Annotated in this window: 22 protein-coding genes and 1 pseudogene; 11 read left to right on the top strand and 12 right to left on the bottom strand. The window is 34.9% G+C overall.

Annotated features, from left to right (window positions below):
• Positions 1-41 precede the first annotated feature (41 nt).
• The 3 genes and pseudogenes from NKOR_RS03755 to NKOR_RS09955 all read left to right on the top strand — a co-directional run bounded on the left by NKOR_RS03755 (position 42) and on the right by NKOR_RS09955 (position 3,288).
• Positions 42-1,356 (top strand): annotated as a pseudogene (locus NKOR_RS03755) (HD domain-containing protein).
• Between the two features lie 9 nt (positions 1,357-1,365).
• On the top strand, positions 1,366-2,811 hold the full coding sequence (locus NKOR_RS03750) for an FAD-binding oxidoreductase (protein WP_014963034.1): 1,446 nt from the start codon (positions 1,366-1,368) through the stop codon (positions 2,809-2,811).
• A gap of 333 nt (positions 2,812-3,144) precedes the next feature.
• Entirely contained in the window at positions 3,145-3,288 is a 144-nt protein-coding gene (locus NKOR_RS09955) for a DUF5679 domain-containing protein (protein ID WP_012215116.1), read from the top strand.
• Between the two features lie 15 nt (positions 3,289-3,303).
• Here NKOR_RS09955 and NKOR_RS03745 read toward each other — a convergent pair whose 3' ends face one another.
• From NKOR_RS03745 to NKOR_RS03730, 4 genes are all read right to left on the bottom strand, one after another.
• Positions 3,304-3,555 (bottom strand): hypothetical protein, encoded by a 252-nt coding sequence (locus NKOR_RS03745; RefSeq protein WP_014963033.1) that lies wholly within the window; start codon positions 3,553-3,555, stop codon positions 3,304-3,306.
• Between the two features lie 58 nt (positions 3,556-3,613).
• Positions 3,614-3,988, bottom strand: a complete 375-nt coding sequence (locus NKOR_RS03740; protein WP_014963032.1) for a hypothetical protein — start codon at positions 3,986-3,988, stop codon at positions 3,614-3,616.
• 113 nt (positions 3,989-4,101) lie between these two features.
• On the bottom strand, positions 4,102-5,358 hold the full coding sequence (locus tag NKOR_RS03735; RefSeq protein ID WP_014963031.1) for a DUF7482 domain-containing protein: 1,257 nt from the start codon (positions 5,356-5,358) through the stop codon (positions 4,102-4,104).
• A 42-nt stretch (positions 5,359-5,400) separates the two neighbouring features.
• Positions 5,401-6,024: a superoxide dismutase gene (locus NKOR_RS03730; protein WP_014963030.1), complete on the bottom strand. Its 624-nt coding sequence runs from the start codon at positions 6,022-6,024 to the stop codon at positions 5,401-5,403.
• A gap of 77 nt (positions 6,025-6,101) precedes the next feature.
• Between NKOR_RS03730 and NKOR_RS03725 the strand changes: the two genes are divergently transcribed.
• Both NKOR_RS03725 and NKOR_RS03720 read left to right on the top strand, forming a co-directional pair.
• Positions 6,102-6,665: a hypothetical protein gene (locus NKOR_RS03725; protein ID WP_014963029.1), complete on the top strand. Its 564-nt coding sequence runs from the start codon at positions 6,102-6,104 to the stop codon at positions 6,663-6,665.
• A gap of 31 nt (positions 6,666-6,696) precedes the next feature.
• Positions 6,697-7,311, top strand: a complete 615-nt coding sequence (locus NKOR_RS03720; RefSeq protein WP_014963028.1) for a hypothetical protein — start codon at positions 6,697-6,699, stop codon at positions 7,309-7,311.
• A gap of 1 nt (position 7,312) precedes the next feature.
• Here NKOR_RS03720 and NKOR_RS03715 read toward each other — a convergent pair whose 3' ends face one another.
• Complete coding sequence (locus NKOR_RS03715; protein WP_014963027.1) at positions 7,313-9,037, bottom strand: DEAD/DEAH box helicase; 1,725 nt, start codon at positions 9,035-9,037, stop codon at positions 7,313-7,315.
• A 277-nt stretch (positions 9,038-9,314) separates the two neighbouring features.
• On the opposite strand from NKOR_RS03715, the gene NKOR_RS03710 reads away from it, so the two are divergent.
• Entirely contained in the window at positions 9,315-9,995 is a 681-nt protein-coding gene (locus tag NKOR_RS03710; protein WP_014963026.1) for a PAC2 family protein, read from the top strand.
• 189 nt (positions 9,996-10,184) lie between these two features.
• Here the strand turns inward: NKOR_RS03710 and NKOR_RS03705 are convergent, their stop codons facing one another.
• A complete protein-coding gene (locus NKOR_RS03705) occupies positions 10,185-10,844 on the bottom strand; it encodes a hypothetical protein (RefSeq protein ID WP_014963025.1) in 660 nt (219 codons plus the stop codon).
• A 152-nt stretch (positions 10,845-10,996) separates the two neighbouring features.
• Between NKOR_RS03705 and NKOR_RS03700 the strand changes: the two genes are divergently transcribed.
• The 3 genes from NKOR_RS03700 to NKOR_RS03690 are packed head-to-tail and all read left to right on the top strand — an operon-like array spanning position 10,997 to position 12,550.
• On the top strand, positions 10,997-11,947 hold the full coding sequence (locus tag NKOR_RS03700; protein WP_014963024.1) for a carboxypeptidase-like regulatory domain-containing protein: 951 nt from the start codon (positions 10,997-10,999) through the stop codon (positions 11,945-11,947).
• Positions 11,948-11,992: 45 nt separating this feature from the next.
• Positions 11,993-12,190, top strand: coding sequence for a hypothetical protein (locus NKOR_RS03695; RefSeq protein ID WP_014963023.1), 198 nt, complete (start codon positions 11,993-11,995; stop codon positions 12,188-12,190).
• Positions 12,191-12,214: 24 nt separating this feature from the next.
• A complete protein-coding gene (locus NKOR_RS03690; RefSeq protein ID WP_014963022.1) occupies positions 12,215-12,550 on the top strand; it encodes an arsenate reductase family protein in 336 nt (111 codons plus the stop codon).
• Positions 12,551-12,552: 2 nt separating this feature from the next.
• Here the strand turns inward: NKOR_RS03690 and NKOR_RS03685 are convergent, their stop codons facing one another.
• Complete coding sequence (locus NKOR_RS03685) at positions 12,553-12,795, bottom strand: hypothetical protein (protein ID WP_014963021.1); 243 nt, start codon at positions 12,793-12,795, stop codon at positions 12,553-12,555.
• 19 nt (positions 12,796-12,814) lie between these two features.
• Entirely contained in the window at positions 12,815-13,114 is a 300-nt protein-coding gene (locus NKOR_RS03680) for a hypothetical protein (RefSeq protein ID WP_014963020.1), read from the bottom strand.
• A 200-nt stretch (positions 13,115-13,314) separates the two neighbouring features.
• Between NKOR_RS03680 and NKOR_RS03675 the strand changes: the two genes are divergently transcribed.
• Complete coding sequence (locus NKOR_RS03675) at positions 13,315-14,364, top strand: ABC transporter permease (protein WP_014963019.1); 1,050 nt, start codon at positions 13,315-13,317, stop codon at positions 14,362-14,364.
• On the top strand, positions 14,361-15,728 hold the full coding sequence (locus tag NKOR_RS03670) for an ABC transporter permease (RefSeq protein WP_014963018.1): 1,368 nt from the start codon (positions 14,361-14,363) through the stop codon (positions 15,726-15,728). Before NKOR_RS03675 ends, NKOR_RS03670 begins: the two co-directional genes overlap by 4 nt.
• On the opposite strand, the gene NKOR_RS03665 is transcribed toward NKOR_RS03670, so the two are convergent.
• The 4 genes from NKOR_RS03665 to NKOR_RS03650 all read right to left on the bottom strand — a co-directional run bounded on the left by NKOR_RS03665 (position 15,729) and on the right by NKOR_RS03650 (position 18,156).
• Positions 15,729-16,040, bottom strand: coding sequence for a hypothetical protein (locus tag NKOR_RS03665; RefSeq protein WP_014963017.1), 312 nt, complete (start codon positions 16,038-16,040; stop codon positions 15,729-15,731).
• A 5-nt stretch (positions 16,041-16,045) separates the two neighbouring features.
• The gene (locus tag NKOR_RS03660; RefSeq protein ID WP_016939620.1) at positions 16,046-16,372 is read right to left on the bottom strand and encodes a hypothetical protein; all 327 of its coding nucleotides are present in this window, start codon (positions 16,370-16,372) and stop codon (positions 16,046-16,048) included.
• Between the two features lie 73 nt (positions 16,373-16,445).
• Positions 16,446-16,844: a Mov34/MPN/PAD-1 family protein gene (locus NKOR_RS03655; protein WP_014963015.1), complete on the bottom strand. Its 399-nt coding sequence runs from the start codon at positions 16,842-16,844 to the stop codon at positions 16,446-16,448.
• A gap of 31 nt (positions 16,845-16,875) precedes the next feature.
• Complete coding sequence (locus NKOR_RS03650) at positions 16,876-18,156, bottom strand: coiled-coil domain-containing protein (RefSeq protein ID WP_014963014.1); 1,281 nt, start codon at positions 18,154-18,156, stop codon at positions 16,876-16,878.
• Between the last annotated feature and the right edge of the window lie 21 nt (positions 18,157-18,177).

Genomic DNA, 18,177 nt, shown 5'->3' with positions numbered 1-18,177 from the left:
GTCAGGTCAACTTTAAAAACAAGATAAAAGATTGAGGGATAATGCAATTATTTGCAAACACCCAGGTAATGCGAAGTAACATTCTGGATTTGCTAATAGAAAACAGGCTAGAAGACGACTGTTATGTGGAGATGCTAGATTACACCATTGATTTGTTTGAAAGCAGGGGTCTTGGCAGAGACTATTACGGATATCACAACATCAATCACGAATTAGAAGTGACATATTTTTCATTACTAGCTACAAAGATAGAAGAGATAAAATTCACACAGGATGATAAAAAATATCTCTATGTTGCAGCGTTGTTTCATGACTTTGATCCTGAAAAGAGTGTTGACAAACCACACGAAGAAAGTGTTTTAAAATTTATTTCAGCAGACAGAAAACTTGGCCAGTTAATTAAAAATGCAAACATTGATTTAGAAATTGTCAAGGTGTTGATTCTAAGAACAACATACCCTTGGGCCGGAGAGTTGAAAAAAAATGCAGAGGCTCAAATTAAACAGTGTTTTCAGAATTCAGATTTGACAAGAAACAACATAGAGTATCAAAAACACATCATGGAGATGGGATGGTATCTTACAGTAGTGGACAGAATTAGCGGGTATGCACTGGGAGATTTTTCCAAAGCCATGGAAATGGCAAAGATGAACGCACATGCACTTGCATGGAGGCCATCATTAATTGTCAGAAGTGCAGTAGCATACTTTGAAGAACTGCTAAACAAAGAGACTGAAATGGTAAAGCCAGTACTCAAAGTACTTTCAAACGAGATGAGAAAAAACTTTTTTTGACACTGTTTTGTCATTTATGAGAATCAGACAGCAAGAAATCACCATTCAAGCTGATTGTGCGTATAAAAATCTCAGACTAGTACCAACAATAGAAAGCATGCCCACAAGAAACGATCCAGATTTCATAAATTCATTGCACGAAATCATGTTAGAGTTACCTAGACCGCTTCAGTTCTTAGACAAGTTTGAAGAGTCAATAAAAGATTCAGAGACCATCATCACCACATTGAGATTAAACAACAAGAAAGGAGAGATTGTAGGATATGCAAAAGGAGGAGCTCTTGAGAATTATAATCTGCGAGAAGAAGTCAGAGATGAGAATTATGGTCTAGGAAATACCGTATTTTTAGAACCAATTGCAGTCAAGATGGGTTATTGGGGACTAAAAGGCGGAAGCGAGATGCGCCACATGTTTGTAATGCAAGCCCATGCAAAAAAATTCAAGTACCTTACAAGTTTTGCACTCAGAGACGTCATTCAGTCAAGAATTGAAAGAGAGCAGGCAGAGTTTGTCGCAAAGTTTGATCCTGAACGATGGGATTATTATCGAATCAGAATTTAGATTTATCAAATGAGTTCTTTGAGCACAGAACTATCCAAAGTAGTTCAAGGAGAGATACATACAGAAAAAGAGTTCAAGAAATTTTATTCAGTTGATGCAAGCTCATACCAGATTATTCCAAAGGTCATAATAATTCCCAAAAATGAAAAAGACATCATCAACACAATAAAGATTGCAAAAAAATTCAAAACTACGGTAACTGTTCGCGGTGCAGGAACAGGCCTGGTTGGAAGTGCACTAAACAACGGAATTGTTTTAGATATGAAAAATTTTGATTCAATCAAAGTAGAAGAAAATCAAGCAGTTGTAGGTCCAGGTGCAGTTAAAGGAAAACTAGACAGGATACTAGAGAAAAACAAAAAATTTTTTCCACCAAATCCATCAATTGGTTCTTTTTGTTCAATAGGTGGAATGATTGGAAATAACTCCAGTGGAAGCAGGAGTCTAAAGTATGGAAGTGTGATTGATAATGTAATTGAGATAACAATTATTGATGGAAACGGCAACAAGGTAGTACTTCCAAAAAACCAAAAATTTTCTAACAAAATTAAAAACAAAATAAAAATTGACAAAGAGAAATTCCCAGAAGTTTCCAAAAACTCTTCAGGATACAGAATTGACAAAATAAAAACAGCAAAAGACAGTCACAAAATCATTATCGGTTCAGAAGGAACACTTGGAATCATAACAGCTGCAAAACTAAAAATCAAAAACATTCCAAAAAAAAGAATTCTTTTTGTCATAGAGTACGATTCAATTAGCAACGTTGCAAGTGATTGTATCAAAATAAACAATACCAATCCATCTGCAATAGAATTTGTTGATCGCACCACACTACAACAGATAGACCATAATTTTCAAAAAAATACAAAATGCTTGCTTTTTGTAGAGTATGATGAAAAAATCATCCAAAACGAGAGAAAAATCAAACAGACAATCTCAGGCAGCATGGCCAAAAAACTGACAAAAAAGCAAGAGATTCACAAGTGGTGGAAATACAGAGATTCCTCACTATATTACAGCCTTAGAAGCATCAAGAAGGAAAACAGGATACCACATGTAATAGAAGATGCCGCAGTACCAATAGAGAAACTGCCAGAGCTATTCTCAACCATAGAAAATATCAACAAAAAATTCAAGACAAAATCAATCATATACGGACACATTGGAAACGGAAACCTGCACATCAGATTGATTGCAAAGAGAATAGAAACGTCATCAATCAAAGACATTGCTGTAGAATTTTTTGATAAAATTATCAAGATGGGCGGAACCATAACTGCAGAACATGGAGACGGTCTAGCACGTTCAGAATTTATCAAAAAACAATATGGAAAAACAAACTATGAAACATTCAAAGACATAAAAAAATTGTTTGATCCAAAAAATGTTTTGAACCCAGGAAAAATAATTGTAAATAAAAGTACAATAATTAAAAATCTTGAAAGGTTGTAAGTTACATAACGCATCAAAAGAATTTTTAAAAAAATGATCATCTCAAACTAATTTTGTTTTATCAAATTCAAAAAAAACGAATTCAAGTTGCATGTATGCAAATTTCAATCGACACGTATTTGATGTGCAACTGATCAAAAATGACAAACACAAAGGGTGTAAAATCACTAGAAAAAACACCATTTATTTAAAAAATGTGTAGAAATTGTTCGAAAATCACCTCCGTTACGAAAAAAATTGTTCAGTAACGCAATAATTAAGATCGGAGGTTTGCCTCTTAGTAAAAAAAAATCAACAAGTTCTTGCTAATAGAACCTTGAGCCTAGTGAACGTATGACAATAGGATACTGCGTAAAATGCCGAGACAAACGAGAAATCGGTGGCGCTAAACCATACACAATGAAAAATGGTAAACCTGCAATCAAAGGCACATGCCCAACATGCAGTACAGCCATTTTCAGAATCGGCAGAGGATAGATTTCTTACAGAAATTCAATACTGCCATTCATCAGTAAGGCCATTCCATAGCGAACGCATTGGGGATGGATCTTTTTCTATTTCTTCAGTAATTCTATTTTTGAGTACAAAAAAGAAATTCTCAAGTGCATCAATGCCGCCGTCTGCATACAGCTCGTGTCCAATCTCAGTGATTCGTTTGTGTTTTTCAGCAACTTCAGAAGATTCAGGATTTTGCAAACAAAATGTCATCAAGTCAATTAGTTCCTCTTCTAGCATGAAATCCATTACAAATTATCGAAATTATAATCAAATTTAGGTTTTAGCAAAAAAAGAATTAAAGAGATTACTTTAGTCGTCTGTAGATCTCTTTGAATTCCAATGAAATGTTGTACGACATGTTAAGAAGATGTGCAAGTTGGTTCATAGACGTTTTTCCACGTCCCAATTGCCTTAGAATAGTAAGTGCTTTTTGGGGAGAGCTAGAAAGTAGTGGATTCTTTCCTGACCAAGTCTTAAATGCCTCTTCAACATCCAAACTAAAATTCAAAACAAATTCTTTCCAGTTTGGAATTGATTTGCGAGCTTTCTCAGATAGTAAGATCTCAGATAGCTCTCGAAATTCATTCTTCCTATCGATATAGAGCATGTTTAGTGCTTGTTGGATTTTTTCCTCCTGATACTGTGGAGTGTTTAGCATATACATTCCTGCGATACTCATACTGTATTATACACACAATTAGAGATAAACAATGTAGTTAATTCTCTGAAAATTTGTTAGAATTTTTTAATTAAATTAAACAAATGTTGAAAAATAAAAAAGAAAATGAGATCTTATTGGAATGGGTCAATGAATGGACAGTTTACTATGTGGTCACTATCCATCGGACGTGCAATTCCAATATCGATCAATCCAGCTTCTCTGTATGCATTCAGATCATCAATGGTTTCTAGCAATTGTGCATTTTCGGGATTAGCCCAGCCAGTTACGAAAATTCTCCACATTGGAGAATAGTTTTCATCACCAGGAGCACCTGTAGCAATTCCAGGTTGAAATCCAAGTGGACCAGAACCAGTCAAACCATTCTTGAACTGAAATAGATCAACTGCTGCTGAATTTGCAATTAAACTTGCAGAGGTTGGTGTACTTACAACACCCATCATTTCGGCAGGACCGCTAGGAGTAGCATCTGTTACAATGTAATAGATAGTTCTACCGTCTGGACCCCATCCGCGATGAGCTATGAAAGTTACAGTCATCTCTTCTGTATCGATATCAAGAACTTGTCCACCACCGTATGGTGTTTCATCAGTCAAAGTTTTGTCCTCTTTGACCATCATTTGTCCATCAGGCCAAACAATCTGCGGCATGTTCAAAACCACATTAACAGGAGTCAATGTGACCTCGCCATTGTCTGCAGCTTGCATGACCATTGCATCAGAATTTAAAATTCTTGGCGTCATACCTTCATTCCATGTTACATGAACATGTGATGTCAATGCACTGTATACATCTGATTGTGCAGGAGTGCTAGTGAAAACTTCTCCTTGGAAACCATGTACACCGTCACCTTTTATTCCGTTAGTAAACATGTAAGTTTTTGAAAGTGCTTCATCAGGTGCATTCTTTAGTAATGGTGCAAGCTCTACTTTCCAACCTTGATTATTTGTAATCAGGTCTGCATGTGTTGGATCACTTGAATCGGTAATGATGAAATAAACATCACCGCCATCATAGTATCCATGATGCAACGGAATAGTAGCTGGAACGTTTGCTCTTGATAATCTAAGTACAGACCCCATGTCATCTTCAGTCATTTTTTCTTCCATTTTGGAATCATGGTCGTCTTTTTCTTCCATAACTGGAGTTACAGGTTTGGATTTTTCTTGTTCTGCCATCCATGCAGATTTTCCGCCTGGAATGTCAGAGCACAGTTGCAATCCACAGATATTGGTGCTAGAACCGTATTTTGAGGAACCTACACCTTGACCCTTAAGGGCTTCAGCATCTGTGAAAGAACCAGTAGATATCCCAACTGTAAACACAGGGATGATTGCAAGTAATGCAATGTACTTTAGACTCTTTTTCATTAGAGCCAAAAACTCAAATTTCTTTAAAAGAATTTGTCCAAATTATACTGAAATCTCAGAGAAACGGTTCTCAACATAATCCCAATTGACAACATTCCACCATTCTTTAACATATTCGGGTCTTTTGTTTTGGTATTTCAGATAGTAAGCATGCTCCCACACATCCAGTCCAAGGAGAGGCATCTTTTGCAGAGTCCAAGGACTTGTTTGGTTCTCAGTAGTGAGTATCTCTATTTTGTTGTAGGTCGAATTAAAGACCAGCCAACACCACCCACTACCTTGGATTCCAATGGCAGTCTCTGAAAATTGTTTTTTAAAATTCTCAAAACTATCATAATAGACATCTATTGCATCTTCTATTTTGCCACCAGGAGAGCCACCACCATTAGGATTCATTGTTTCCCAGAACAATCTATGATTCTCAAATCCACCTCCAAAAAAATTAATTTTATTTCTTCCAGACTCTGGAATCAAGCTCAGATCAGATAGAACAGATGTGATGTATTGAGGATGAGACGCACTGCCAATTTCTTCAAGGGATTTATTCAATCCATCAACGTATGACTGATGATGTTTTTGATGATGTATTTTCATTGTTTGAGCATCAATGTATGGCTCTAATTCATCATAATCATAAGGCAGTCTAGGTAATTCATATCGAACCATGAATAACCAAGATGCATCTACAATATAATCTTCAAGAAAAAACCAAGTTTTTATTCAAAATCAAGTTTGGTTAAAGTGTGATTCATCCAAAGATAACACAAGTTTTTTCAGAGGATAAAAAAACAAATTTGTTTTTTTCATGGGTCTCTGAAAAAATAAACAATGCAAATACATTACAAGAGTTTTTCAAATGGCATTTGGATGTCATTTCAGAAGTAATTAGCGAGATAGAAAAAACACAGATGGTGAATTTTTCAAACAAAAATGAATCGCAAGTATGGGCAAGTGAATTTTTAGAAAACTATGAGGAGAAAATAAGAAAGATGAGAAGAACAAGCAACCAAATATTTCAAAGATTTCACGAGTTACAAAAAGAGTTTCAAAGAATCATTCCAAAAGAGCACGAATATCATGAAAAATCAAAGCAAGTAATGCAGATGTTTCTCAATAAAGAGGAGTTGCTTGTTGGAAAAATTATCTTTGCATACAGAGAGACATGGTTTTTAGCAAACCAAATTACAGATTCAGATTTTAAACTAGGTTCAATAGAGAATTATCAGAAATGGGTTGAAACAAATTTTTCAAATCTAAAAAAAATAAAAGAGTCGCTAGAGCAAATTCAAAAAGAGATTTCACAGTAAAGATGATAAGAGTTGAAAAGGTGAAAAAATTATGAGAAAACTAGGAACAATTGATTTAGAAATTTTACATTTGGCAGTAAAAGAGAACGGCACATTTAATGAAACAAATCTTGAAAACTCTGAACTAAAACGACTGGGCGTAGGCAAAATCCTAGATACCCTAGGTTCACTAAAAGACAGAAAATTCATTTCACTAAATAGTGACGGGTCTTTTTCAATTACTCCTGTTGCAAAAGAGATTCTTTGGGGAAAAGACATTCCTATTTGGGCCAAGATTTTACGCCTTTTACAGATTAGATCATGCAGTATGGAGCAGATTATTGACATTCTAAGATTGCCTGAAAGTGAAATCTCAGAGCAAGTAGAAAAGCTAAGACAAAATCAATTTGTCTTAATGTCACCGCAAAGACAAGATGAAAAAATTATCAAAATGTATGAAATACTGCCAGAGGGAATAGAAGAGATTGATAAAACAGAGACAGAAGGGTTTGATAAAATAAAGTTCGGACAAGTAGCACAAGAAGTTGAGATTCTAAGTATTATAGATGAAGTAGTAAAAGAGATTCAGGATTCATCAATAGAACCAGACAAGAAAACAAACATTGTTGAAAAGTTATCAGCACTAAAAAAGAAATTAGACATTTAGACTATTTTGCACGTATTTTGTCTTGTATTTGTGCAAGAATGAGTTTTGCCTTGTCCTTGTTTTCAAAGTTTTCAGCGCTCTCATCCATAATTTCATCAATTTCGTAGCTTTTGTCAACTAGAACATCTGCGACATGATCATCTAGGGTGCCATTTCCAATCAGATAATATGCAAATACGGTATTTTTTTGACCTATTCTATGGAGTCTGTCTTCTGCCTGTCTATGTATTGCAGGGCTCCAATCAAGTTCTGCAAAGATAACGTATTTTGCTTTAGTAAGATTGATACCGACGTTTCCTGCGCGAATTCCTGCAATCATTAGTTTTGATTCGCCTTTTTGGAATTTGTCTATCTGGTCTTGTCTTACAGAATCAGACTGCCCACCAATAATAGATACTGGGGCGAACTCTTGAAGGCTTTCATGAAGCAACTTGTGAATTACCTTATGATGACAAAATACAACAACGCTTTCCTCTATCTCCATAATGTTTTTTACAAAATTAATTACGTGTGGAAGTTTTGCCAGTCCTGCAATTTGCCTTTCACTTTGGATGGCACGATGGTATGAGGCAGATTTTGAAAACTCAGAGTCAGCATCTTTTTGCTCTTCTTCTAGTTTCTTCCAGATTTTATCTAATTCCTCAAGATAGTAATCAGTGTCTGCAGCAATGACTTCCTTGTAGCGAACCTTATCTTTGAGTTCTTTTAGTACATCAGATTTTTTTCGTCGAAGCATAACATGTTTTTGCAACTCATTTCTCAATGATGCACGTTTGTTTTCAAGTACGATTGCTTTTCCTTTTTCATTAACATAGCAAAAGTATTCACAAAATTCCTTAAAGTTTCCCAAAAGTCCAGGTTTTAAAATGTCAACGATTGGCCATATTTCAGAACCTCGATTGTAAATTGGAGTACCAGAAAGACCAATCCTGTAAGACACAGAAGGTAGTGCAGCCAGTTTTTTTATTGATTTGTATTTCTGAGTTGTTTTGGACCTCAAGTTGTGTACTTCATCGCAAACAATTGTCTTGATTCCGACGTTTGCCAAATCATCATAACGTTTGAAAAGTAATTCATAATTTATTACATAGATATCACTTTTTGGAAGTTCTTTTCGTTTTCCAGTACGAATCAAAGTGACGCTAGGAGATTCATTTTCAACTATTCTTCCGTTTCTGCTTTTTTTCTTGAGGAATTTTTCAATCTCCCTTTCCCAATTGTTTAATGTGACTAATGGAGCGACAACCAATACAGGAAACGTCTGTTTTTCAGTAGCAACATAAGATAATGTCTGAACAGTTTTTCCAAGACCCATCTCATCAGCTAGTAATGCATTACCAGAGGATTTCATCAGAAAATCTAGTCCCTCTTTTTGGAAGTTTAACAACTTTCCTCGGAATTGCTCCCCAGTTTTTGCTCTCTTTAGCTTGTGCTTAACAGGAGGCAAAGTTGGCTTTGGAGCATATGTTTTGATGATTTTTCGCTGCCAGGTGGTTTTAGATAAAATCTCTAAAGGATACCTATCAAGGATCAGTTTGATCTGTTTTACATTTTCAGTGTTGTCAGTAACTATCACCTCATTGACATTTTCACCATACCATGCCTCAGGCACCAATCGAGAGATCATGCTCACAGCACGCTCACCAGTTATCTTCCAGCACCAAACTTTGGAGTATTTGTCAAGAACATACTCGAGGGTACCAATGTTTTCCATGGATGTTTCCATAATTTGTCGATAGAAAGTTTTTTTGCCTTATGAATCTTCATATTTTTCTCGATCATTAAAAAGAGAGGCAATAATCTCCAATAGTTAAAATATGATAGCGTTTTTAGGTTATAGAAAAAAATCATTGTTTGAGTTTTGATCAGTTTTGAGCGTAAACTCAAATTTTCAAAAAAACGGCATATACAAAAATTAATGAAATTGCAAATCTACACATCAGAAAAAAATAACCCATTCAAATCAGTATATGTTTAAAGTTCATGAGATTTGTAATGAAAACATGGAATTCAAACAAGATGAAGAGCCAAATGTTGAAAAACCAATACTAATTGCAGCTATGCAAGACATGGGAAATGTTGGCAACATTGTGATAAACTTCATCAATGAATCACTTAGGACAAAAACATTTAGAATTTCAAAAACTCCATTTCCAACATATGTAGTGGATAGAGGAGGATACATTGATCTTCCAGATGAGAGTTGGGAATACAAGTTCACCGAAGACCTGATTGTTTTTGGTGGAGGCAAAGGGCAACCACAAAGCACTAGTGAACTAAACGAACTATGCCAAGACGTCATAGATGTGGCAAAAAAGTATTCTGCCAAATTCATTTACACGTTAGGTGGATTTCACACAAACAGAATGATTGACAACAATCCCAGGACATACATCACTACAACATCACAAGAACTAACAAAACAGATGAAAGGATTGGGAGTGGACATTACGCCACAAAAATCAATCATTACAGGTTTTAACGGATTGATTTTGGGATTTGCAAAAAAGAACGGAATTCATGGGATCGGCATGTATGGGGAATTAAATGAGCCTGAAATACCCCAATACAGGGCAGCAATCAGCATCATCAAAACCCTTGAGAAACTAACCTACAGGAAATTTGGAGATACAAGTAGACTGGAGATTATGGCTCAAGAAATTGAAAGAAAATTCAAAAATTAATCCTAGTGAGAATTTCCTACAGGATGAGGTTCTGTGTTTTCATCATGACAATCACAAGAGCATAGGTGAGTTTTGTGATTATTCATGCAATCAATGCATTCAAAATGCTTTCGTGTCTCACATGCAGCACATATCATCTTACTAGGGATAATAATCAGATGAATTTGAATTTTTTCTTATTTTTGTCACCTAGTATTCTATATCGCTTCTACGTAGCAGATCAGTTGTCAAATCAACATATCCTTGTGGATCTAATTCAGTTACAAATCCACCGTCAATGTTGATAAGATAGATAGAATGCAAGTGTGCATTCAAAATATCATCGTATTCTATAGGAGGATTCTTGTAGTATCGATCGCACAAATCTTTTACTTTTTGGATATCTTCTTTTTTTCTGGCATTAGGCGGAAGTAAGAAAATTTTTGGAATAGGCAAGATTCCAGTTGCAGGACTAGCTAATGAAAACTTTGAGCAGTGCTGACTATATCTTGCAATCTTACTCATTATTCTTGCAGTAAAATAATCTATAGTATCCATGGCATGTTCTGGTGGAGTAAATCCAGTTTCAATCTCAATGACAGTGTTACCTCCGCCTTTTTTTGCAAAAATATCACAGACTAGAATTTTTGAAATCTCTTTTTCAACATCTACATCATAACCGCGTGAGATGAGATTGCTGGCACAGATTAACTCCAAAATAGAATGATTGATTTTAACGAGATTTTTTTGATACATTTCAATTAGTTGCTGTCTTACATGGTTTAGTTTGGGGCGGTCTTTTTGCTCCAGATTTGCTGACAGTTTCTCAGTCATGGCATACACGTCATTGCGGAATTTTTCTAAATCCATAATTCAAGATTAGATAAATTTGGGGGTTTAAGAACAGTCTGAAACTATAGTCCAACACATACAAAATAGGTCAAGATTAATCAAATAAAATTGAAAATTAGCGAATTTTTATTCATACTTTGTCTTAACAACAAAAATAATCATAACATCAAGTGTACAAAAAAGCAGGAATAGTAGGAATATTTTCATTTTTGATGTTATTTTCATATGTCCAGACATCTGAGGCTGAATTATGGGAGTTAATCATAGACCTCAATGTAGAGAAAGGAGCCATAGTCTCAGGAGAGACAGTAGTAATAACAGGCAAGGTAGTAGACCATGCATACAAGCCCATTCAAGGTGCAGAAGTGCTACTTAGAACAGGTTCTGAGACAACAAAAGCATTCACTGACCCATGGGGAGTTTTTAGAGCAGAGTTTAGAGACTTTGATAAAGTTCCAGGAACTTATACTGTTAATGCAATTGCAACATGGTATGCAATGACAGGATTAGAAACAACACAATTCCAAGTCAAAGGAGATTTCTCACCTGTATCATTACTTCAGGCAAAACTAAACACAGAACAAGCAGCAAAGTATCTTAGTTCAAATGAATCAGATTTTGAAAAGGACCCAATAGGTCAAACTCTATTCAAGTATTACCATGGATTATTAAAACAACTACTATTAGAAGATAAAAAATCACTAGAGCCAATTGCAGATGAATTGTATTTAGAAGAGCAAAGAGCCATTGCAGATGATGCCAAAGAGCAGGCAGTTGAAGAATTCAAGCCAGGTTATGGCGTATTTACTGGATACAAATATGACAACTATGTAAACAGCCTAAATCCCAAGATAAAGGATCTTGTATCTAGCCAGTTAAACTTTACAAAGAATTTGTTTGAAGAAGCTCAAAAAGTAAGAATACAAATTTTAGCAGAAGGTGGAACATACGAAGAAGCTCAAAAGGCATACTTGGAAATGTTGACAATTCCAAAAGAGAAATTAGAGCAATTCAATAATGAAAAATTAGAAGAGATGGAAAACAAAGTAGAAGAAACAACTGAAAATGAAACAGAAGCATCTGAGGATGAAACAGAAGCATCTGAAGAAAAGAACGATTGATAAATTCTACGTGCGCCTTATATTTCAAATTCACCAACATTATTTATGAAAATAGATATTCCATTACCATGTCCAACTTGTGGTGGAAAAATGTATTCGGTTCGCTATGAATCAGCATTTTCGTTGTTAAAAAAAGAAGTTGGCAAGTGTGCAAAGAATGTAATTTTGAAAGAAATTCCGAAGATTTTAAAAAATCAATTTGCTGTGCATAACAGCACCAAATTTTTTCTAAACAATTTTTAATCATATCAATAAATTAGTCTCAGAATGGAGATATTTCACAAATCCACGTGTATTACATGCAAAAAAACAATATCAGAAATTGAAAGGATGAGTGCAGATATTGAGAAAAGAGATTTTTTCAAAGATCCATTTTCAGAGGCAGAACTAAAAAAAATCATAAAATTGACTGGAAAAAAGCCATATGAGCTTTTAAGAAAACGAGACAAGATGTACAAAGAACTAGACTTGGAGAAAAACAAAAAGACAGACACTCAGATTATCAAATTGATGGTCAAACATCCAGGGTTGATCTTAAGACCAATCATCATATCAAAAAACAAGGCATATGTTGGAAAAGTTGATGCATCTAAAATAAAATAATTTTAAGAGTTTTCTTTTTTGAATATTCGTATTGCTTCCAAGTGAGAGCAATTTGCTTTTAGTCCCTTTCCATGATGGAATTTGTAAAAATTTTTGAAACCAGGACATTCACAAGTATCAGATGTAACAAAATAGGATTTGTCGGGATCAGATGAAGATTTTATTTGAAAAAGATCATCGTCAATCTTTGAAACACCACCACTTTCAACTAGTTTTTTGGCTTTTCTAATTGTATTTGCGCTCATTGTAATAGTATGATCAAAGTCATTTTTTATTCTTTAATTTTTTTAGCATGTTTGCCCACTCGTTATCTTGTGCCAATGCATTCTCATAAAGAAGCTCAGATGTCCACAAAATAATTTCACTCCAAATAGCTTTGAGAGATTCATCGTCAGTCCACAAGACGCTAGCCTTTACTGCATTCATTGCAATGATGTTCTTGGCGTTTTTTGAAGGGTTTTTGCTCCATTTTTTAATAACCTTATCACAAAATTCCAGAATTTCAGGTTTTGTCAGTGCCAGTTCATCAGGATCAAAGAAATGATTCTTGCCGCTATTTACCATATTTTACCAGCAGGGTTCCAAATTATAATTTTTTAGAATAATATGTTCATAAATTCTTAAATAACTTTACTACTATACTATAATGACGAGAGACTGCTTTTCTGCCCGGAATTGTGCCTAGAGTTCGTTTCACTCTCGTCAAACTATTTTACTCATTTCAAATGATTATAAACTGATTTTCGTATTTTGTCTTATTGAGCATGAAAAGATATGTTGCAACACGGTTGGCAACAATGTTTGGAGTTTTAATGATTACACTGCTAATCACAATTGCACTAGTTGGCTCAAACATGGACACCATCCTCAAACAGGGAATAGTGTTTCAGGTCAGATCAGAGATAACAGAGAATCCTGCCATTGCAGAAAGTTTTTCATCAGTTGATGAGTTTGAAGGATTCATACAAAGTCAAATCGACCAAAGAATCAAAATTTTAGGGTTAGATGAGCCGTGGTATTCACCTCAAAGAATAGGAATTACAATGTACAAAATTTTATTGCTTGATTTTGGTCATGCCACTTTTCTTACCAGTGACGAAGGATCATCAGATGTAAAGGACATCATATTTGAGAAACTTCCACGAACAATTCTTCTATTTACAACAGCTACAATAATAATTTCAATAATTGGGATATTCATAGGAGCATTATCTGCAAACAAGGTTGGCTCTGTCATAGACAGAATCACATCAAGTTTTGCAATTATCAGTTCCAGTTTTCCTGTTTGGTGGATAGGAATGCTAATGATATTTTTGTTTGCCTTTACATACCAGATATTTCCAGCAAGGGCAACACCAGACATTCCATCATCAGATCCAGGATACATTGGTTCATTGTTGTACCACATGGCATTGCCGTTAATCACAATTGTAATGATAGGATTTGGGTCCTGGGCATATCTTGTAAGAAACTTCATGGTGGGAATAATGCAAGAAGACTTCATAATGGCAAAAAAGACAATTGGTATTAAACAAAAAAAGATAATCTACACACATGCATTAAAAAATGCAGCACCACCAATTGTTACGATTTTAGCTCTGAGTCTTTCAGGTTCTCTAGGAGGGGCAATTATTACTGAAGCTGTATTTGACTGGCCAGGAATGGGAAGATTGTACTTTGAGGCAATAACAGTCATGGACTTGCCTGTAATTATTGGAGCAACATACATTCTAACAGTATTTTTCCTAGTGAGCATATTCATTGCAGACTTGCTGTACGGATACTTTGATCCAAGGGTGAGAACAGGTTCATGAGCAGTATCACCCCACAAGAAATCAAAGAAGAGTTTCTTAGAAGCAAAATAGGAATTGCCGGAATTTCTATTCTAATCATTCTTGTTGCAACATCAATTATTGCAATAATTGCCATTCCAGTAGAGACATTTCAAGAATGGAACAATCCAGGAAACTGGATACTGTATCCAAAAGTTGCAATTCCTGTTTGGGTAAATATCTTCATGACTGAAAAAATTCCAGAACACAAAATTCTTGAAACACCAACAATTCAAACAAACTCACAAGGCGAGATCATGTTATCATCGCACAAGTTTGGAGTAAATTTTGACTACAAGTCTTTTCCAAATGACTTTATCTATGTTTTCTCATCAGAGTATTCTGAATCAGTATTATTGAAAATGTCAGTGACTAGACCAGATGGAATTAAACTAGAATTACTATCAACGTCATTACCGTATTCAGATACAAAAACAATTCACAGTGAAAGAATTTTTTCAACGGATAGTGCAATAAAGAAGAATTTAGTATTGCAATCAGAGAATTTTGATTTTGATTTAGATGGATTGTCAGCTGAAGACATTGTATTTTCAAAAACAAATACAAATGAACCACTCAAAGGAAACTATATTTTCTCAGTGGACACATATTCTGTCAACTCTGAGATTAAAACTCATGAATCAAAATTAATCATCGGTGGAAAGGCATTTGGAATGATGGGTACTGATGAATTAAGACGAGACCTTACAATAGGATTGTTATGGGGAACACCTCTTGCATTATTCATCGGTTTAGTAGTATCTATTGCATCAGTGATAATGGGTTTGCTGTATGGAGTCTATGCGGGATTCAAGGGTAAAAAAACAGATGAAGTCATGATGCGTTTTAATGACGTAATCTATGCATTACCAGCACTTCCGTTTCTTATTATTTTGTCAGTCACAATCAGCAATAGCATATTTGTGCTAGTTGGATTTTTAATGATTTTTGGATGGGTAGGCATTGCAAAAGTTGCAAGAAGCATGTCTTTGCAGATTAAAACCAGAGGATATGTTGATGCAGCCAACATGATGGGACAAAAAAACTCCAAAATAGTATTCAAACATATCTTGCCCCAATTACTTCCGTATGCGTTTGCCAGTATCGCAATATCAGTGCCAGCTGCAATCACCACAGAAGCTGGCCTTAGTTTCCTAGGATTGGGAGACCCATCATTTCCAACGTGGGGACATATTCTTCATGATGCAAATACGTTTGGCGCAGCAGCAAGAGGGTTGTGGTGGTGGATTATGCCACCAGGAATAATGATTGCAATAGCAGGGCTGGCATTTGTCTTTATAGGAAATGCACTAGATGCAATTGTCAACCCGAAATTAAAAAGATAATCAGAAATAATTTCTGATAACATCTATTGCAGAATCATTTAGTTTAATGGTATATGTTTTGGAGTTTGGATCAGTTTCTTTTGTTTGTGCCAGTATTTCAGTGAATTTTGTTTTCTCTTCTTCAGTTGCACCTGCTTCATGAGTACAAAGGTTGAAAGCTTTGAGATTAAGATTATTTTTTAGCAAATACGCTATGAATTTTTTATATTCTTCAGGATTTGTCCAATCTTTGTTTTTTTCATTACATGCAGAAATCCAGACATCAACAGAATTATGAAAGATTACTTTTTGAGAAATTTCATTAAGGGACATTTTTTCTAAAAGTCCGCACGTTGCATCTTGGAGCCACATCGTGGACAAGATCCACCTTTGTGTTTGTTGTTACACACAAGACAAACGTAACGAACACCACCAGAACCGCCTTGTGAACCCATTCCAAAGAATCCACCACCGCCAGTGCCAGAATCACTGCCACCATAACCTCTCATACGGTTCATGTATCGTCTTCTCAAGATTAGTGGAAATGCGATAAATATTGCAAGTGCAGCCCCCAAGCCATATGGAAATGGCAAGACCATCTGCAATCCAATGCTGATTGCAAGTGATGCAAATAAGAATATCAAATAAGTCTTGTAATTAAACAATTCAATGAAAGTACCTTCAAAAACCTTATAAAGTTTTGTCAGTATTGTGACACCTCATTTGAATTTCAAAACATCATTTTATTGAAATTGGGATTGCATTACCACCACTGTCCCATGCAAAAACAGAATCATCAGAATACGGAGATTTTACAATTATTGAAACTAGTCCAAAGAAATTATGTAAATCAGTAACAGATGGTTCTGCAGAACCGCTGGGATGTGAGTGAACAATTCCAACATAGCTCATATCAAATGGCAAGAAGGAATGCGGGAATCCTGCAAAAGTAGGTCCAGTGTAATTAAATGGTGGAATTACTAGTCCATCAATGTTAATTTCTCCGTTTTTTGATTTTCCTTTTAGAATTAAAATTCCTTCATTAGGGTGCTTCATTTGGCAGTAAGACAAAATGCTATCAAGTACATCTTTTTGAAGTATCACCTTACGTTCAAATTTCTTCTTTTTGAATAACATGATGTCTCTGGAGTTTTGAACTAATTTAATTTTAAGACATCAAAACAGTGTACTTTGTATTAGAAAATGAACGTAATTTTTTCTCTATTTCAGACACAAGTTGTGGAATAGTAGAATCTATCTCATCAACTTCGCCTTGAAATGTTTCAGATTTTAGCTCTAGATCATCCTTAGAATCAGACACTTTTTCTAATTCTGTTTCCAAAGAGATTAGTTTTTCAGAGCGCAGTAAATTTAATTCATCTTGCATTTTTTGATGTTTTTGAAAATATCCTGAAACTTGAGAGATAAATCCATCCAGAGATTCTTCAATTTCAGTAATTTGAGACAGCGTCTTATCAACATCTTTTACAGATATGGAATCTGAAACAATGCCTTTTCGAACATTTTCCAAAATTACAATTATCGAGTCCCGGTTTTCAGGAATTAGGACATCGAATGGACTTTCCAATAACTTTGTCAAAATAGTTTTTTGTTCTTTGTCTAAAGAGGAAGCATACTCATATCGTCCAAGCGGTCTTGATATTTTTGTAAACTGGGTGTTGATTTCATCTTTGATTTTTGATTTTTCATTTTCAAATAACTTAAGAGCGTTTTTTGATTCAACATATTTTTTGTAATTATCAGATGATTTTATTTCTTCAATTGATTTTTCTAAAGAGGCTAGACGCTCCTTTGCAGATTCCAATTCATTATTTGTGTCAGTAATTTTTTGGATTTTTTCTATTTTAGTAGATTTGAGAGTGTTAATTTTTTTCAAGGCATTGGAAATTTCTTCAGAATTGGATTTTGTGTTCTCAAAATTTTGAAGAATGTTATGTATATCAGAATGGTTTTGATTCATCACTTCAAGATTATCTTTTAGTTGAGCAGCATATTTTTTGGCAAAAATATGGATGACCCTAGTTTGACGCCCTAAAACATCACCGACTTTTTTGAGCAGTTGGTTCAAAGACATATCGAGTTTTTTTGCATCATCAATAGAAGAGATTTCAGGTAGAGACACAACACCCTTCTTTATCATGTTGATCACCTGTTTTTTTCCTCGAACTACAATTATTGCAAGATGTTTATCAATATCATCAACATTTAGAGTATCTTTTTCAAGCATATTTCCAACTTTGATCAAGTCATCAATTAATGGGGCAGTGTTATTTCTGAGACGTTTTACTTCAGAGACAGTTTGTGATTCTCTTAATTTTTCCAAATCAGCCACAATATCTCCCACATCAGACAAGGCAACCTCCTTAGTTTGAGGAATTTCCTCTACGGGTTTTTCTTCTTGTTTCTTTTTTCCCCATCCAAAGACCATTTGATAATATTTACTCAGGGG

The organism is Candidatus Nitrosopumilus koreensis AR1 (assembly GCF_000299365.1).
Lineage (GTDB): Archaea > Thermoproteota > Nitrososphaeria > Nitrososphaerales > Nitrosopumilaceae > Nitrosopumilus > Nitrosopumilus koreensis.
This window is presented reverse-complemented; position numbering and strand designations above follow the sequence as displayed.

Bases quoted from the DNA above. Each gene is read 5' to 3' on its own strand.
- NKOR_RS03670 (WP_014963018.1), top strand. From the start codon at position 14,361: ATGAGCAGTATCACCCCACAAGAAATCAAAGAAGAGTTTCTTAGAAGC.
- NKOR_RS03705 (WP_014963025.1), bottom strand. From the start codon at position 10,844: ATGGATTTAGAAAAATTCCGCAATGACGTGTATGCCATGACTGAGAAA.
- NKOR_RS03655 (WP_014963015.1), bottom strand. From the start codon at position 16,844: ATGTTATTCAAAAAGAAGAAATTTGAACGTAAGGTGATACTTCAAAAA.
- NKOR_RS03675 (WP_014963019.1), top strand. From the start codon at position 13,315: ATGAAAAGATATGTTGCAACACGGTTGGCAACAATGTTTGGAGTTTTA.
- NKOR_RS03650 (WP_014963014.1), bottom strand. From the start codon at position 18,156: ATGGTCTTTGGATGGGGAAAAAAGAAACAAGAAGAAAAACCCGTAGAG.
- NKOR_RS03715 (WP_014963027.1), bottom strand. From the start codon at position 9,037: ATGGAAACATCCATGGAAAACATTGGTACCCTCGAGTATGTTCTTGAC.
- NKOR_RS03685 (WP_014963021.1), bottom strand. From the start codon at position 12,795: ATGAGCGCAAATACAATTAGAAAAGCCAAAAAACTAGTTGAAAGTGGT.
- NKOR_RS03740 (WP_014963032.1), bottom strand. From the start codon at position 3,988: ATGAGTATCGCAGGAATGTATATGCTAAACACTCCACAGTATCAGGAG.
- NKOR_RS03735 (WP_014963031.1), bottom strand. From the start codon at position 5,358: ATGAAAAAGAGTCTAAAGTACATTGCATTACTTGCAATCATCCCTGTG.
- NKOR_RS03690 (WP_014963022.1), top strand. From the start codon at position 12,215: ATGGAGATATTTCACAAATCCACGTGTATTACATGCAAAAAAACAATA.
- NKOR_RS03750 (WP_014963034.1), top strand. From the start codon at position 1,366: ATGAGTTCTTTGAGCACAGAACTATCCAAAGTAGTTCAAGGAGAGATA.
- NKOR_RS03730 (WP_014963030.1), bottom strand. From the start codon at position 6,024: ATGGTTCGATATGAATTACCTAGACTGCCTTATGATTATGATGAATTA.
- NKOR_RS03680 (WP_014963020.1), bottom strand. From the start codon at position 13,114: ATGGTAAATAGCGGCAAGAATCATTTCTTTGATCCTGATGAACTGGCA.
- NKOR_RS03720 (WP_014963028.1), top strand. From the start codon at position 6,697: ATGAGAAAACTAGGAACAATTGATTTAGAAATTTTACATTTGGCAGTA.
- NKOR_RS03710 (WP_014963026.1), top strand. From the start codon at position 9,315: ATGGAATTCAAACAAGATGAAGAGCCAAATGTTGAAAAACCAATACTA.
- NKOR_RS03745 (WP_014963033.1), bottom strand. From the start codon at position 3,555: ATGGATTTCATGCTAGAAGAGGAACTAATTGACTTGATGACATTTTGT.
- NKOR_RS03665 (WP_014963017.1), bottom strand. From the start codon at position 16,040: ATGTCCCTTAATGAAATTTCTCAAAAAGTAATCTTTCATAATTCTGTT.
- NKOR_RS09955 (WP_012215116.1), top strand. From the start codon at position 3,145: ATGACAATAGGATACTGCGTAAAATGCCGAGACAAACGAGAAATCGGT.
- NKOR_RS03695 (WP_014963023.1), top strand. From the start codon at position 11,993: ATGAAAATAGATATTCCATTACCATGTCCAACTTGTGGTGGAAAAATG.